The organism is Rhizobium sp. RU36D, from assembly GCF_900176345.1.
Lineage (GTDB): Bacteria > Pseudomonadota > Alphaproteobacteria > Rhizobiales > Rhizobiaceae > Allorhizobium.
Map to the genome: position 1 here is coordinate 122,054 of NZ_FWXU01000008.1, position 16,167 is coordinate 138,220.

The 16,167-nt window shown below is 61.4% G+C and carries 12 protein-coding genes; 10 read left to right on the forward strand and 2 right to left on the reverse strand.

The features are described from left to right. The first annotated feature begins 77 nt into the window (after positions 1-77). From B9A97_RS12430 to B9A97_RS12455, 6 genes are all read left to right on the forward strand, one after another. The gene (locus B9A97_RS12430) at positions 78-1,259 is read left to right on the forward strand and encodes an alpha/beta hydrolase (RefSeq protein WP_084365659.1); all 1,182 of its coding nucleotides are present in this window, start codon (positions 78-80) and stop codon (positions 1,257-1,259) included. A gap of 207 nt (positions 1,260-1,466) precedes the next feature. After that, positions 1,467-2,387 (forward strand): ArsR/SmtB family transcription factor, encoded by a 921-nt coding sequence (locus B9A97_RS12435; RefSeq protein ID WP_084365660.1) that lies wholly within the window; start codon positions 1,467-1,469, stop codon positions 2,385-2,387. Between the two features lie 98 nt (positions 2,388-2,485). Continuing rightward, complete coding sequence (locus tag B9A97_RS12440; protein ID WP_084365661.1) at positions 2,486-3,997, forward strand: arabinosylfuranosidase ArfA; 1,512 nt, start codon at positions 2,486-2,488, stop codon at positions 3,995-3,997. 49 nt (positions 3,998-4,046) lie between these two features. Continuing rightward, on the forward strand, positions 4,047-5,321 hold the full coding sequence (locus B9A97_RS12445; protein ID WP_084365662.1) for an extracellular solute-binding protein: 1,275 nt from the start codon (positions 4,047-4,049) through the stop codon (positions 5,319-5,321). A gap of 90 nt (positions 5,322-5,411) precedes the next feature. After that, positions 5,412-6,296 carry a carbohydrate ABC transporter permease gene (locus B9A97_RS12450; RefSeq protein ID WP_084365663.1) on the forward strand — a complete coding sequence of 295 codons (885 nt, stop codon included), beginning with the start codon at positions 5,412-5,414 and terminating at the stop codon, positions 6,294-6,296. Next, positions 6,293-7,135 carry a carbohydrate ABC transporter permease gene (locus tag B9A97_RS12455; RefSeq protein WP_084365664.1) on the forward strand — a complete coding sequence of 281 codons (843 nt, stop codon included), beginning with the start codon at positions 6,293-6,295 and terminating at the stop codon, positions 7,133-7,135. The genes B9A97_RS12450 and B9A97_RS12455 overlap by 4 nt, the downstream gene beginning before the upstream one ends. A gap of 276 nt (positions 7,136-7,411) precedes the next feature. On the opposite strand, the gene ugpC is transcribed toward B9A97_RS12455, so the two are convergent. Continuing rightward, positions 7,412-8,497: an ABC transporter ATP-binding protein gene (gene ugpC, locus B9A97_RS12465; protein WP_084365666.1), complete on the reverse strand. Its 1,086-nt coding sequence runs from the start codon at positions 8,495-8,497 to the stop codon at positions 7,412-7,414. A 217-nt stretch (positions 8,498-8,714) separates the two neighbouring features. Here ugpC and B9A97_RS12470 point away from each other — a divergent pair, with 217 nt between their 5' ends. Next, a complete protein-coding gene (locus B9A97_RS12470; protein ID WP_084365667.1) occupies positions 8,715-9,575 on the forward strand; it encodes a phytanoyl-CoA dioxygenase family protein in 861 nt (286 codons plus the stop codon). Further along, complete coding sequence (locus tag B9A97_RS12475) at positions 9,572-10,729, forward strand: class I SAM-dependent methyltransferase (RefSeq protein ID WP_084365668.1); 1,158 nt, start codon at positions 9,572-9,574, stop codon at positions 10,727-10,729. The genes B9A97_RS12470 and B9A97_RS12475 overlap by 4 nt, the downstream gene beginning before the upstream one ends. Positions 10,730-11,051: 322 nt before the next feature. On the opposite strand, the gene B9A97_RS12480 is transcribed toward B9A97_RS12475, so the two are convergent. Further along, positions 11,052-11,675, reverse strand: coding sequence for a TetR family transcriptional regulator (locus B9A97_RS12480; protein WP_084365669.1), 624 nt, complete (start codon positions 11,673-11,675; stop codon positions 11,052-11,054). Positions 11,676-11,792: 117 nt separating this feature from the next. Between B9A97_RS12480 and B9A97_RS12485 the strand changes: the two genes are divergently transcribed. Next, the gene (locus B9A97_RS12485) at positions 11,793-12,989 is read left to right on the forward strand and encodes an efflux RND transporter periplasmic adaptor subunit (RefSeq protein WP_084365778.1); all 1,197 of its coding nucleotides are present in this window, start codon (positions 11,793-11,795) and stop codon (positions 12,987-12,989) included. Next, a complete protein-coding gene (locus tag B9A97_RS12490; protein ID WP_084365670.1) occupies positions 12,986-16,132 on the forward strand; it encodes an efflux RND transporter permease subunit in 3,147 nt (1,048 codons plus the stop codon). The genes B9A97_RS12485 and B9A97_RS12490 overlap by 4 nt, the downstream gene beginning before the upstream one ends. The last annotated feature ends 35 nt before the right edge of the window (positions 16,133-16,167 follow it).

The following is a 16,167-nucleotide window of genomic DNA, read 5'->3' on the forward strand; positions in this document are numbered from 1 at the left end:
CGGGCGGCAGTGGACCGATAAACATCTGGCGTAGGGAAGCCTGGGGTTCCAGGGACCAGATTCAGAGACGAGGCTTGATGACGAGAGTTTTTGCAAGACAGTCGGCCCCTGGCCAGACCGGCAGGACAGCGGGCACATGCCTTTCCGCGGCGATCCTCATCAGCCTGTCGCTGGTCGTTACCGGCTGCGGCACGCGGCCCGGTCCTGATGTGCTGCAACCCGTCTCGGCCATGCCTGTAAATGCCAAGGCGGTGACGGTCTATGTCGCGACCACGCGCGAGCGGTCCAGTGCGAATTCAAATGTCTTCACCGAAGGGCGAGATTCCAAGCTGAACTACGCGCGCTTCACCATCACCACGCCGCCCGACCACAAGCCGGGAAACATCGAATGGCCGAAGCGCGGGCAGAAACCCGACCCGGCCAAGACCTTCACGGTGGCATCGCAGGCGACGCTGCAGAAGGATGCGTTCAAGGCGGCGGTGGAGACTTCGGCCAAGGCATACAAGGGTGACTCGGCGCCGATCGGCGTCTTCGTCCACGGCTTCAACTTCAATTTTCAGGAGGCGCTGTTCCGTTTCGCCCAGCTCTCGGCGGATGCGGATATCGACGGCGTGCCCGTGCTGTTTTCCTGGCCATCGCAGGCAGCCCTCACCGGCTATGTCGCCGACAAGGAGTCCGTCACCTATTCCCGCGACTATCTTGCCGAACTGCTGACGGACCTGGCGCAGACCCGGCAGAAGGGAAAGATCGTGGTATTCGGCCACAGCATGGGCGGCTGGCTGGTGGCAGAGACGCTGCGCCAGCTGAAACTCACGGGCCGCGAGGACGTGCTGTCCCGCCTCTCCGTGGTGCTGGCGGCTCCGGATATCGATGCGGATGTGTTCCGCCAGCAGATCGCGGTGATCGGCCCGATGTCTCCGCCGATGACGATCCTGGTCTCCAAGGACGACCGGGCGCTGCAGGCCTCCAGCATCCTGGCCGGGAACCAGCGCATCGGCGCGCTCGACATTGCCGACCCCGAAATCCAGGCGGCGGCGGCCAAGGAGAAGGTGCGGCTGATCGACATTTCGGAGGTTCAGTCCGGAGATCGGATCAACCACGATCGTTATATCGCGCTTGCTACCCGCTATCCCAAGTTCACGACGCAGCAAAACGAGGTGGGCCTCAACAATGTCGGCGCCTTTGTCTTCGACGCCGCCGCCGCCACCGTCTCGAGCCCCTTCCGGCTGGTCAGCGCGGCGCTTTCATCGGCGCAATGAACGCAGAAACGCCGGCCTTTGGGGGCCGGCGTAGGCGAACACAGCCCACGGTGCGATTTTGGTACATGAGCTTGGCGCGGATCAGGGCGTCATGCGGGAAATCTGTCGCGTCATTCCCGTCCATTCCACTTTCGTCATGCCCGGCGCTGTCGCATTGCTTTCATATCGGAAATGCTGATATGAAAATCATCTGACGATAGGTGACAGATGACTGGCAAAGTATTGGTGATCGATCCGGTCGAGCGGCAGGACCTGATCAAGGGGCTCGCAAGCGAGGTTCGGATCAACATCCTCAAGCTTCTCCGCAACGGCGGCGCGAAGAATGTGAATCAGATTGCCGAGGAGCTCGCGCTGCCGCAATCGACCGTATCCATAAACCTGAAGATATTGGAAGATTGCGGGCTGATCTTCACGGAAAGCCAAAGGGCGCGGAAGGGCAGCCAGAAGCTCTGTCATTCCGCCTTCCAGGAAATCCTGATCTCCTTTGCCGAGCCTGTCGCGGAAAATCGCGACATGATCGAAGTGTCGATGCCGATCGGGCTATATACCGAGTTCGAAGTCACATCCCCCTGCGGTCTCTGCTCCAAGGACGGCGTGATCGGCCTGCTCGACGTGCCCGATACCTTCCTCAATCCCGACCGCATGAAGGCCGGCCTATTGTGGTTCACACGCGGATATGTGGAATACCAGTTTCCCAACAACACGCTGATCACCAAGGCCAAGCCGAAAGCCCTGGAATTTTCAATGGAATTGAGCTCTGAGGTGCCGGGAACCGATGCCAACTGGCCTTCCGACATCTTCCTGCGGGTCAATGGCATCGATGTCGGCACCTGGACCTCGCCGGGCGATTTCGGCGACAAGCGCGGGGTCTATACGCCCGATTGGTGGAAGCTCAAGGGCTCCCAATATGGCAAGCTGAAGAACTGGCGCATCAATGGCGAGGGCAGCTTCGTCGATGGCATGCGGATCTCCAGCGTCACACTTGAGGATCTGAAGCTCGACCAGCACCGGTCCATCCGCATGCGGGTGGGCGTGAAGGAGGATGCCGAGCATCCCGGCGGTATCAATATCTTCGGGACCGGCTTCGGCAATTACTCCCAAGACATCGTGCTCAGAATTCAGGTCTGATCATCAAAGCTTCACTTGACGAACATCCATCACTCCGCTTTAAATACCAAAAAAACGGATATAAACCGCATTTGGTGATATAAAGGTTTGGAGGAACCATGGAGGCCCAAGTCACGGCGCATGCGCGCTATTCCCTGGGAGAAATAGACAACAGGTTGTATGGTGCTTTTCTGGAGCATCTGGGCCGGGCCGTCTATACCGGTATCTATGAGCCGGGGCACCCGACCGCCTTGCCGAATGGCATGCGCAAGGACGTGATCGACCTGGTGCGCAACCTCGATGTGCCGATCTGCCGCTATCCCGGCGGCAACTTCGTCTCGGCCTATAACTGGGAAGACGGAATCGGCCCGCAGGCCGACCGCCCCACGCGGCTCGACCTTGCCTGGCGCACATCGGAATCGAATGCCGTGGGCATCCATGAATTCGCCGAATGGGCTGAAGCCGTCGGGACGGACATGATGCTGGCCGTCAATCTCGGCTCGCGCGGGCTCGATGCCGCCCGTAACTTTGTCGAATATGTCAATCATCCCGGCGGCAGCTACTGGTCTGACCTGCGCCGCAAGAACGGCCGGGCCGCCCCCTGGAATGTCAAGCTCTGGTGCCTCGGCAACGAGATGGACGGCCCCTGGCAGGTCGGTCACAAGAGTGCCGCGGAATATGGCCACCTCGCCAACGAGACCGCCAAGGCAATCCGCGCCTTCGACGACAAGCTGGAACTGGTGGTCTGCGGCTCCTCCCATTCGGAAATGCCGACCTATCCCCAGTGGGAAGCAACCGTTCTGGACGAAAGCTACGACCAGATCGACTATATCTCGCTGCATATGTATTTCGAGAACTACGAGAAGAACACCGCCGAATATCTAGCACTTCCGGAAAAGCTCGATCGCTATATCGGCACGGTTGGCGGCGTCATCGACTATGTGAAGAGCAAGAAGCGCTCCAAGCGCGACGTGAAGATTTCCTTCGACGAATGGAACGTCTGGTACCACGAGCGCAAGAATGACGCCAAGCGCATGAAGGAATGGAACTGGCCGCATGCGCCTGTCCTGCTCGAAGATATCTATAATTTCGAGGACGTGCTGCAGGTCGGCTGCATCCTGAACACCTTCATCCGCCGGTCGGACCGGGTGCGCATTGCCTGCATCGCCCAACTGGTCAACGTGATCGCGCCGATCATGACGGAACCGGGCGGCGCGGCCTGGCGGCAGACAATCTATCATCCCCTGCATCTTGCCTCACGCTTCGGTCGCGGAACGGCCTTGCTGTTGGATGTCGAATGCGCGTCCTATACGGCCGATGTCGCGGACCGCGTGTCGTATCTGGATGTAGCGGGGGTGCATGATTCCGAAGCCGGCTGGCTGACCTTCTTCGCCGTGAACCGGCATGGCCAGGAGCCGATGGAAATCAACCTGTCGGCGGAGCGTTTCGGCACGATCAAGAGCGTGGAGCACACGCTGATCAAGCATGACGACCTGGAGGCGAGGAATTCCAAGGAACAGCCCGACAATGTCGCGCCACAGCAGGTCAAGGACAAGGCCACAATCGAGGGGAACCGGGTGCGGGTGACCGTGCCGCCATATTCCTATTCGATGATAAGGCTCAAGCTCTAGTTGTCTTAAGTGGCGGTAGGAGGCCACTTTAATCTGGGAGGAGAAACAGATGGCAAGATGGTACAATGTGACAAAGGCCGCGGTGCTCGCCACGGTCCTGATGGCATCGGCCGCCAAGGCAGAGGAGACGGTGGTCTGGTGGGACTTCCTCTCCGGCGGTGACGGCGTTCGCATGAAGCAGATGATCGCCGACTTCAACGCCGCCCACCAGGGCAAGGTGAAGATCGACGCCACGACGCTGGAATGGGGCACGCCCTTCTATTCCAAGGTCCAGACGTCAGCCGCTGTTGGCCAAGCGCCTGATGTGATGACCTATCACGCAAGCCGCATTCCGCTGGCGGTGAAGCAGGGCATTCTGCAGGAAATCACGCCGGCCGACTGGACCGCCATGGGGCTGAAGCAGGATGATTATGCTGCCTCCACCTGGGACGCGGTCACGGTCGATGGCAAGCAATATGCCGTGCCGCTCGATACCCATCCGATCGTTCTCTATTACAACAAGGATATCCTGGCGAAAGCGGGCGTGCTGGACGCGAACGGCAAGCCGAAGGGCCTGGATTCCCGCCAGAATTTCGAGGCGACGCTGAAAGCGCTGAAGGATTCCGGCGTGAAATTCCCGCTGGGTTCGGTGACCGCCGACGGTAACTTCATGTTCCGCACCGTCTATTCGCTGATGGGCCAGCAGGGCGGCGAGTTGATGACCGGCGACGAATTCCTGGCCGGCGACAATGGCAAGAAGCTCGAAAATGCCTTGTCGGTCCTGCAGGACTGGACCAAGGCCGGCTGGCAGTCGACCTATACGGATTATCCCGCAACGGTCGCCCTGTTCACGTCGGGCGAAGCGGCCATGATGATCAACGGCGTCTGGGAAGTCCCGACGATGACCGACCTGCAGAAGGGCGGCAAGCTCTTCCAGTGGGGCGCGGTTGAACTGCCTGTGATCTTCGACAAACCCTCCACCTATGCTGACAGCCATGCCTTCGCCATTCCGGCGAACAAGGGCAAGGAGATGACAGCGGAGAAGCGCGCCGCCGTGCTTGAGGTGATCGGCTGGATCTCCAAGAACTCGCTGCTATGGGCCACCGCCGGCCACATCCCCGCCTATGGTCCGGTCACGGCCTCGGCGGAATACAAGGCCATGGAGCCGAACGCGACCTATTCGCCGCTGACAGCCAATATGATCTTCGATCCCAAGACGCCGCTCGCTGGCATTGCCGGCCCGATCTTCGACGTCATGTCCACCCATTTCGTGCCGACGCTGAACGGCGAGATGGAGCCAGCCAAGGCAGTTGAAGAGATCAAGATCGGTCTCGACGACCTCTGAAACATCGGTGTCCGGACCGAGGCAGGCAGCCTCGGTCCGGACACCGTCTTGGATCGACTGTCAGACACTGCAAGGAGGTCCTGAAACAGGATGCTCAGGAACAAGCGCAGCGAGGCGATCTTCGCCATGGCGCTCGTAGCCCCATTCATCGCGGTCTATGGGCTTGTCTTTATCTATCCCACCATCAAGCTGTTCATGATCAGCCTGACGGATGCGCCGCTGATCGGCGGTGGCAGCTATGTGGGCCTGGAGAACTATACCCGGCTTGTCGATGACAGGCGGTTCGCGACAGCGCTCTGGAACACGGCCTATTTCGTCCTGCTCACCGTCATCCCCGGCACCATGGTTGCCTATGCGATCGCGCTCGGCGTCAACCGGCTGGCGGGGCGCTTCCAGGCAGCCATCCTGGCAATGTTCTTTCTGCCCTATATCCTGCCGGTCTCCGTGGTCTACCTGATCTGGGACTGGACGCTGAACTTCCAGTTCGGCATTGCCATGTATGTCTTCGACATGCTCGGCATCCCGCGGGTCCCTGTGTTCAAGTCCACGGTCTGGTTCATGCCGGCGGTCGGGGTGATCACCATCTGGTGGACGGCAGGCTTCTCGATCCTGCTGTTCCTGGCCGGCCTGCGCTCTATCCCGCAGGAGATCTACGAGGCGGCAGCGCTCGATAATGCGGGGCGCTGGGCCACATTTTCGCGCATCACCTGGCCGCTGATGTGGCCGGTGACCGCGCTGGTCCTGACGATCCAGCTCATTTCGCAGCTGAAGATCTTCGACCAGGTCTATCTCTTCTCCACGGGGGGCAGGCCGAACGACAACCTCGTCATGGTCTACTACATCTTCCTCCGGGCCTTCCAGTCGGACCAGGGCGGCCGGGCCGCGGCTGCTGCCGTCGTCCTGTTCATGATCGTCATTGTCGTCTCGGTCCTGAACTTCCAACTGACCAGACTGTCGGGAGGTCGCAACCGATGAATGCCGAGCGCGCACGCCGCCTGAACCTGGCCGGCCTCATCATCACCCTGCTGACCGTCATCTGCGCCATACTCTGGGCCTTTCCGCTCTATTGGGGCGTCGTCTCCTCGCTGAAGCCGGAAGACGAGGTGGTCCGCCCCTATATCGAGCTTTGGCCGGATACCTTCACGCTGTCGCATTACATCTTCGCGCTGACGGAGACGGAAATCGGCCGCTGGTATCTCAATTCCATCGTCACCGCACTCGCCGTCACGGCCCTGACCGTCTCGTCGTCGCTGCTCTGCGGCTATGCCATCTCGCAGCTACGCTTTCCCTTCCGCAACGTGCTGTGGTGGCTGGTGCTGGCCAGCTTCATGGTTCCGATGTCGACGCTGATCGTCAACCATTTCGAGCTCGTCGCGGGATTGGGCCTGATCAATACCTGGGCCGGGATCGTGCTGCCGCAGCTCATCCATCCCGTTGTTATCATCGTCTACAAGCAGTTTTTCGATGGCGTGCCGAAGGATTTCCGCGAGGCGGCTGTCATGGACAATGCATCGGAATGGCGGATCCTCACCCGGATTTACATCCCGATGAACTGGGGCGTGACCACCGCTCTCTCCATCGTCTGCTTCATCTGGTCCTGGAACTCGTTCCTCTGGCCGTTCCTGGCCGTGACGCGCACCGACATGATGACGATTACCGTTGGCATCACCCAGGTGAATGACGCCTTCGGGGTCTATTACGCGCGGGAACTGAGTGCTGCGGTGCTGGCCGGCCTGCCGGTGGCGCTGGCCTATCTCATCTTCCAGCGCCGGGTGACCGAGGCCATCACACTCTCGGCGGGCATCAAGGGCTGAAGGCAAGGAGGGCGGCGGGGCTGCCCTCAGGCTGCTGACAAAGTCTTCCTGCAGGCGGTCTCCATTTATCCGTCATTCCGGCGAATGCCGGAATCCAGCCACGGCGCGTCTGCGCCGTGAGAAGAGTCTTTTGCGATCAATGACTTGATCGCGCTGGATCCCAGCTCGGGGGCCGGGATGACGGTGAATTCTGCGGTCAAAACGACGTCAAACGACCTGAAATGAGAGTTTGTCAGCACTTTGCAAGGCGGACCCTCCGAGTGTGCCAACGCCGCCTCAATGGGCGGCATAGGATTTGCCCGCTGCATCGAACAGATGGATGGCGGTGGGGTCGAAGCTCAGGCGGACCCGGTCGCCGGCGCGAATGCCGGACCGTCCGCTGTCCTGGGCAATGATCTCAGTCCCGTCATTCAGCCGGCAATAGGCCAGCGTCCGCTCGCCAAGCCTCTCCACCACGCTGACGCTCGCCTCCGTCGTGGCCGCAGATGCGGTATCGCCATCCGTTACGACGTTCACCGCTTCCGGCCGAATGCCCAGGTCGAATTGGCCGCCGCTCGGCACCGCCGCGTCAATCTCCAGCTGAAAGCCGTTGCGCATGGTCACCGGCGCCCGTCCGGGCCGCGGGACCTCGACCGGCAGGAAGTTCATGCCCGGTGAGCCGATGAAACTTGCCACGAACCGGGAGGCTGGCCGCAGATAGACGTCCATCGGGCTACCGATCTGTTCGATCTTGCATTTGTTCAGCACGACGATGCGGTCGGCCAGCGTCATCGCTTCCGTCTGGTCATGGGTCACATAGATCATCGTGGCCTTCATGCGCTGGTGCAGTTGCGCCAGTTCCACGCGGGTGCGCACGCGCAGCGCCGCATCGAGGTTCGACAGGGGCTCGTCGAACAGGAAGGCCTTGGGCTCCTTGACGATCGCCCGCCCGATTGCCACGCGCTGGCGCTGGCCGCCTGACAGTTGCGAAGGCCGCCGCTCCAGCAGCGCTTCCATCTCCAGCATGCGTGCCGCCTCTGCCACCCGCTTGTCGATCTCAGGGGTGGGAAGGCCGATGTTGCGCAGGCCGAAAGCCATGTTTTCGCGCACGGTCATATGCGGATAAAGCGCGTAATTCTGAAACACCATTGCGACATTGCGCTGCCCCGGCGGGAGCGACTCGCAGCGCAGGCCGCCGATCGTCAGGCTGCCGCGATCGATCGTCTCAAGGCCTGCGATCATGCGCAGCAGAGTGGATTTGCCCGAGCCCGAAGGCCCGAGAAACACCACCAGCTCCCCCGCATCAACGGTCAAGGAGAGGTTTTCGATCACCGAAACCGCCCCGTAGCTCTTGGACACATTCTCCAGTTGAATGGCCGCCATAGTCTCCTCCTCTTTTCCATCATCTTTGCCGGTACGTATCCGAAGTCAAGATATGAACTTAAGTCTCGGTGCTGGTGGGCTGACCTCTTGCTACAGCCTGGCTCAAGTTTGCCAGCCTAGTGCTCTGCTATCATCGGGCGAAAAGCCCTCAACGGGGCCGATTTGGCGACGGATAGCGCAGGGCCGGCTCCGTTCCTTGTCCTAGGAAGGATCATCCATGGCAGAGCGTGCTGTAACCGTTCCCGAGTCCGCAACAGAAGAATTTGCCCGCAAGGGCTATACCATGCTGCCGCAGTTTTATGATGCCGAGCGCGATGTCGCGCCGATCCAGGAGGGTATCCGCGTCATCCTTGAACTTCTTTGCAGGAAGTATCAGGTCGATGCGCCGACAGACACCGCCTGGAACGCCATGACCCTGGCCTATCCGGCCCTGATTGCCAAGAACCGGTCCTGGGGCGGCGAGGTCTATGATGCCGTGAAGCAGATCCCGGCCTTCATGCAACTGGTGAGCAAGATAGAGAATTCCAGGGTTTTCGAGGCGCTGCGCCCCGGCTCGGTGCCGGGCCTCGCCGCCGGCGGCTATGGCATCCGCATCGACAATCCCGGCGAGGAGAAGTTCCGAGCCCAATGGCATCAGGAGTTTCCGAGCCAGTTGCGCAGCGTTGACGGCATCGTCTTCTGGACGCCACTGCTGCCGGTGACGCCCGACATGGGGCCGGTCCAGATTGCCGAGGGGTCGCAGGCCGAGGGCTTGATCCCCGTCTATAGCAGCGACGGCGGCGCTGGAAAGACCGGCGCCTATGCCCTGTTCATGGATCGCTGCGACGAGCGGCTGTCGCGCTATGAGGTGGTCGCGCCGCTCACCAAGCCGGGTGACCTGGTGCTGATGGACTTCCTGACCATGCACCAGAGCGGCCATAACGTCTCCAAGATGCCGCGCTGGAGCATGCAGTTCCGCTACTTCAATTTCGCTGATCCGATCGGCATTCGCATCGGCTGGTGCGGCTCCTTTGCCGCCGGTGTCGATTTCGGCGCGGTGCTGCCGGAACTGGTCGCACAGAGGGAGAATGCTGCGTGACCTGCTGCCGCGTTTGCCAACAGGCGATCAAGGCGCCGTCGCTGACGGCGCCAGCGCCGGCCCTGACCTCGATGATGACCTTCGTGGATATCCCGACCGTGGTGCATGTCTGCGAAGCCTGCGGCCATTCCCAGTGTGACGACCTGCCGGATATCGACAGCTTTTACGACACGAGCTACCGCATTTCGCTGGAATCTGACGATCACGACCAGATCTTCGCCGTGGATGACAAGGGCCGACCGATCTATCGCACCGATCACCAGGCGGCGCTTGGCCTGAACCTGCTCAATCTGCCCGACGGGGCAAAGATTCTGGACTATGGTGCTGCCAAGGCGACGACCCTGCGCAAGATGGTTGCGACGCGGCCTGACCTTCATCCCCACGTCTTCGATGTCAGCAGCGACTACAAACCGGCCTGGCAGGGCTGGGTGGCGGCCGAGGACCAGGCAACCTATACGGTTCCTGAAAGCTGGAAGGGACGCTTCGATGCCATCATCAGCCACTTCGTCATCGAGCATGTCGCCGCGCCGGTCGAGTTTCTGAAGACACTCAGGGATTTGCTTGCTCCCGGCGGTCGCGTGCTCCTCTCGATGCCCGATGTCGCCGCAAATCCGGGTGACATGACGGTTGCCGATCACCTCAACCATTTCAGCACGGCGTCCCTGAAAACGGCCTTCGCCTTGTCAGGTCTTTCGGTCGAGGCGATCGACAGCACCTCGTTCCCTGGCGCTTTCTTTGCCGTTGCGACACGCTCCGACGGCGCCGTCGAAAACCCTGTTCGTGCCGAGGAAATCGCCTCCGCTGTTGCGAGAGCCTTGGAAATCTGCGGCTTCTGGGAAAAGGCGACCGGCGCGATCGACGGTTCCGCCCGGAAATTTGCCGGCCGGCGCGCGGCGGTCTATGGCTCCGGCTTCTACGGCAGCTGGATCCATAGCCGCGTCTCCTCGGAAGTGCAGCTCGACGCCTTCCTCGACCAGAACCCCAATCTGCAGGGCAAGTCCCACTTTGGCCGCCCGGTTCTGGCACCCGATCAGGTGGCTGACGATGTCGAAGTGCTGTTTGTCGGTCTTAATCCGCTGAAAGCCCGCAACATCATCGCGCAGGTACCGGCCCTGAACCGCAAGGGCCTGGAACTGGTCTGGATCGACGGCTGACCAACAATCGTTCCTCACATTCAATAAAAAGAGCCGGCTGACATCAATCAGCCGGCTCAGACTGCTGACAAACTCTCATTCCAGATCTTTCCACGGTGGTTTTGACCGAAAACCTCACCGTCATGCCGGCCGCCGAGCCGGCATCCAGCGCAATCAAGTCTTTGATTGCGATAGACTCTTTTCACGGCGCAGACGCGCCGTGGCTGGATTCCGGCCTTCGCCGGAATGACGGCTGAATAGGGTCTCGCGGAAAACCTATCTTTGTCAGCAAACTGAGCCGGCTGACATCGAGCAGCCGGCTCTTTCGCTTGTCCTGATGATATCAAGCCGTGCCCGGCTTGCGAAACGACTGGAACAGCCCCTTCAGCACCATCGTTCCGACCGTCGAAAGCGGGAAGGCCTTGCCGGATTTCAGCCATTCGGTCAGCAGACCGCTCATGCAGCATTGCAGGGCGCGCGTGGCGGTTTCGCTGCTCCATTCCGGATTCAAGTCGCCCTTTTGCTCGGCCATTTCGAGAATCTGCTTGAGGTGGTTGTGCATGCCCTCATCTGCCGCAATGACGCGGGAGATCGTTTCGCGCGATTCGCCAATGAATTCGCAGCCCAGCGTCACGATCGCATGGACGCGCTGCAGCCGTTCATCGGTTTCGAAGTCGTGGAGAAAACGAACGCCTCCCGACTCGATCATGTCGAGCGGGTCGTCGCTGGCATTCGCCATGGCTTCCAGGAGCAGGCATTCCTGCGGCAGCATCGTGTCGGAGTGCAACGCCGTCAGGAGATCGGCCTTGTCCTTGAAGTGCCAATAGATCGCACCGCGCGTCAGGCCAGCGCGTTTGGCGATATGGTCGAGGCTCGTGCGGCTCACGCCATTTTCATAGAAGGCATCCGCGGCGGCATCGAGCACGATGGCGCGGGTTCGGGCGGTATCGTCCTTGGTTCTCTTCATCTGCAACCTCCCAGAAAATCGCTCCCTGGCTCAGGATTTTGCGGCTTTACATACATTCATGCATGTATGTATATTGCCATGCAACATGTTTTTCTCATTTCCCCGGTGATGGTAATTATGACGCAGGTGGCACTTTCCTTTCGACGCGGCTTTCTCGCGGCCGGCTTGACTTTTCTTGGCGCGGGTGTGGCCCTGGCACAGCAGCAGATGCCGCCGCCGGCCGTGACCGTCGCTGAGCTCCAGGCAAAAGATGTCCCGCTCACATACGAATATGCCGCCCGCATCTCCGCCTTCCGCTCGGTCCAGGTCCGGGCCCGCGTTAACGGCATCCTGCTGAAGCGCAACTTCACCGAGGGCGCCGAGGTTAAGGCAGGCGATGTCCTGTTCCTCATCGATCCCGCACCCTATGAGGCCGCACTGGCATCGGCCCAGGCGCAGTTGCAGCAGGCGCAGGCCCAGCTTGGCCAGGCCGAGCGCGAGGAGCGACGCGCAACCGAACTCTTCAACCAGCGTGTCGGCAGCGAAAAGAGCCGTGACGATGCCGTTTCCGCGCGGGAATTGGCAGAAGCGGCGGTCGCAGCCGCGAAGGCGGGCATACAGACAGCTGAATTGAACCTGAGCTATACGAAGGTGACCGCGCCGATCAATGGCCTGACCTCGCTTGAGCAGGTCTCCGAGGGCAGCCTCGTCGGTGCAACGGGCGAAACCAGCCTGCTGACGCAGATCACCCAGCTCGATCCTGTTTATGTCAACTTTTCCTTCTCCGATGCCGAGGCCGCCGAAGTCAGGCGCATTCTGGCCACGCAGGATGTGCGGCTCGGGGACGCCCGGCTGAAGGTGAAGATCTCCTTCGGCGACGGCAGCGATTATGAGCAGGAAGGTGAAGTGGATTTCGCATCCAACAGCCTCGACCTGGAGACCGGCACGCTCCAGGCCCGCGCGGTGGTCACCAACCCGCAGCGCCGCCTGCTGCCGGGGCAATTCGTTCGCGCCACCATCATGGGCGTCAGCCTGCCCGGCGCCATCGTCGTTCCGGAGATGGCGATGATGCAGGGACCGCAGGGCCAGTTCGTCTATACTGTCGATGCCGAGGGTAATGCGCGCATCAATCCCGTCGTGACGGGCCAGAAGGTTGAAGGCGGCTGGATCGTGCAGTCCGGCCTGCAGGCCGGCGACAAGGTCATCACAGAAGGCGTGATCAAGGTGCGCCCCGGCGCCCCGGTCAATCCCACACCGGCAGCCGCACCCGCCGCAAACGCCCAGCCCGCCGCGCCGGCCAATGGCCAGGCTGAAAATGCAGCGGTGACCAAATGAGCTACAAGTTCTTCGTAGACCGACCGGTCCTCGCAGCCGTCATTTCCATCGTCATCGTGCTGGCCGGTATTGTCACCATTGGCATCCTGCCAATCGCCCAGTATCCGGAGCTGACCCCGCCGCAGGTGGTGGTATCGGCTGCCTATCCCGGCGCCAGCGCCGAAACCTTGACCCAGACGGTCGCGGCTCCCCTGGAGCAGCAGATCAATGGCGTCGAAAACATGCTCTACATGCAGTCCTCCAGCAGCGCCAGCGGCACCATGTCGCTCACGGTCACCTTTGCGCTGGGCACGGATGCGGACCAGGCAGCCATCGACGTCAACAACCGGGTGCAGCGGGCCGTCTCCTCGCTGCCGACCGAGGTCACGCGCCTTGGCGTCGTCGTGGCCAAGCGCTCGAATTCCATTCTTGGCCTCGTCGCCATGTATGCCGAAGGCGACCGCTATGACCGCGCCTATGTCGGCAACTATGCCCTGCTCAACGTCGTGGACGACCTGAAGCGCGTGCCGGGCATCGGCGACGCCCAGTTGCTGGGCGATATCGACTATTCCATGCGCATCTGGCTGAGGCCCGACAAGCTCGCACAATACAGCCTGACGACCAGCGACGTGGCGACGGCCATCCGCGAGCAGAACGCACAGTTCGCCGCCGGCCGCTTTGGTGACGAGCCGACCGCCAATCCCATGACCTTCACCTATTCGGTGACGACGCAAGGGCGCCTGCCTGACGTGGCCGCCTTTGAGAACATCATCCTGCGCTCCAACGAAAATGCGGCCGCCCTTCGCCTGAAGGATGTCGCCCGCATCGAGCTGGGCACCAAGAGCTATGCCGTGCAGAGCACGCTGAACGGCACGCCCGCCGTGCCGATCATCATGTATCTGCAGCCGGGCGCCAACGCGCTGGACACCATGAGCGCCGTCAAGGCCCGCATGGACGAGTTGCAGGCCGGGTTCCCCGAGGGCATCAAGTACCAGGTGCCTTACGACACCACGAAGTTCATCCAGGTCTCCATCGATGAGGTCATCCATACCTTCATAGAGGCGATCATTCTCGTGGTGCTCGTCGTCTTCATCTTCCTGCAGAACTGGCGCGCGACGCTGATCCCCGTCATCGCCGTGCCGATCTCCATCATCGGCACCTTTGCCGGCATCTATCTGCTGGGCTTCTCGATCAACCTGTTGACGCTGTTCGGCCTTGTGCTGGCCATCGGTATCGTCGTTGATGACGCGATTGTGGTGCTGGAAAACGTCGAACGCCTGATGACCCAGGAAAAGCTTTCGGCACGCCAGGCCGCCATCAAGGCCATGAGCGAGGTGACCGGGCCGGTCATCGCCATCGTGCTGGTTCTCTGCGCCGTGTTCATTCCCGTGTCCTTCATGGGCGGCATGGCCGGCGAAATGTACAAGCAGTTCGCCGTCACCATCGCGATCTCGGTCACCCTGTCGGGCATCGTCGCATTGACCCTGACACCCGCACTTTGCGCGCTGATCCTCAAGCCCGGGCATCACGAGCCGATGCTGCCCTTCCGGCTGTTCAACCGCTTCTTCGACAGCGTGACCTCGGGCTACACCGCGGGTGTGCGCTTCTTCGTCAAGCGCTTCGTCGTTGGCCTGGCCCTGGTCGCGGTCCTGCTGGGGGCAACGGCTTGGCTGTTCGTGCGCCTGCCAAGCTCGCTGGTGCCGAATGAGGACCAGGGCGTGATGCTGACCGTTGCCATCCTGCCGCCGGCAGCGTCGCTATCGCGCACAGAGGCGGTGATGAACCAGGCCTCGGCCAATATCCGCAATCATCCCGCGGTCGAAAACGTGTTCGAGATCTCCGGCTTCGACCTCCTGTCGGGCGGCCTGAAGACCAGTGCCGGCGCGGCCTTCGTCTCGCTCAAGGATTGGAGCGAGCGCACCACGCCCGAACTCGACGCCCGCAACCTCGCCGGCCCGATCATCGGCATGAACATGGGCATCAAGGACGGCATGGTGCTAGCCTTCAACCCGCCGCCGATCATTGGTCTGAGCACGACGGGCGGTTTCGAAGCCTATCTGCAGGATCGTTCCGGCAGCGGCATCAACGGGCTTGCGCAGCAGACCCAGGCACTGGTGGCCGCCGCCGCCAAGCGGCCCGAGCTTGCCAATGTCCGCACCACCTTCGACACCAGCGTGCCGCAATATCGCATTGATCTCGATCGCGATCGGGCAAAGGCGCTGGGCGTGCCGATCAACTCTGTGTTCGAGGCGATGCAAAGCACGTTTGGCAGTCTCTATGTCAACGACTTCACGCTGTTCGGCCGCAACTATCAGGTGACCCTGCAGTCGGAAGCGCCGTTCCGCGAGACGCCCGACGACTTGCGCCACGTCTTCGTCAAGGCGACGAGTGGCAGCATGATCCCGCTCAACTCCATCGTGACGGTCGAGCGCATCATCGGCCCGGACCAGATCGAACGCTACAACGCCTTCAACTCGGCCAAGATCACTGGCGAGCCGGCCCCCGGCTTCACCTCGGGCGATGCGCTGAGGGTCATGCAGGAGGTCGCCCGCGAGACGTTGCCGCAGACCTACCAGCTTGCCTGGACTGGCTCTGCCTTCCAGGAACTGGAATCCAGCGGCTCGGGCAACCAGGCGATGATCTTCGGCGTCATCATGGTGTTCCTCATCCTGGCGGCGCAGTATGAGAAGTGGACCCTGCCGCTGGCCGTCATCACGGCAATCCCCTTCGCCCTGTTCGGCGCCCTGGCGGCAACCATGGCGCGGGGATTGACCAATGACGTCTATTTCCAGATCGGCATGGTGACGCTCATCGGCCTTGCGGCAAAGAACGCCATCCTGATCGTGGAATTCGCCGTGCTTCGGCGCAAGCAGGGGGCATCAGCCGCCGATGCCGCGATCGAAGCCGCGCGACTGCGCTTCCGCCCGATCGTCATGACCTCGCTCGCCTTCATCCTGGGTGTCGTGCCGCTGGCGATCTCCACCGGCGCGGGCTCGGCCAGCCGCCACGCGATCGGCACGGGGGTCATCGGCGGCATGTTGGCCGCGACCTTCATCGCCACCTTCTTCATCCCGATGTTCTACCGCCTGATCGCGTGGAAGGACCCGAAGCCGGTAGAGGATCACGAAGAAGAGAAGGCAACGACTCCGGCAACATCAGCCTGAGCCAAGTCCAATAGCCACATAAAACGCCGGCCCCA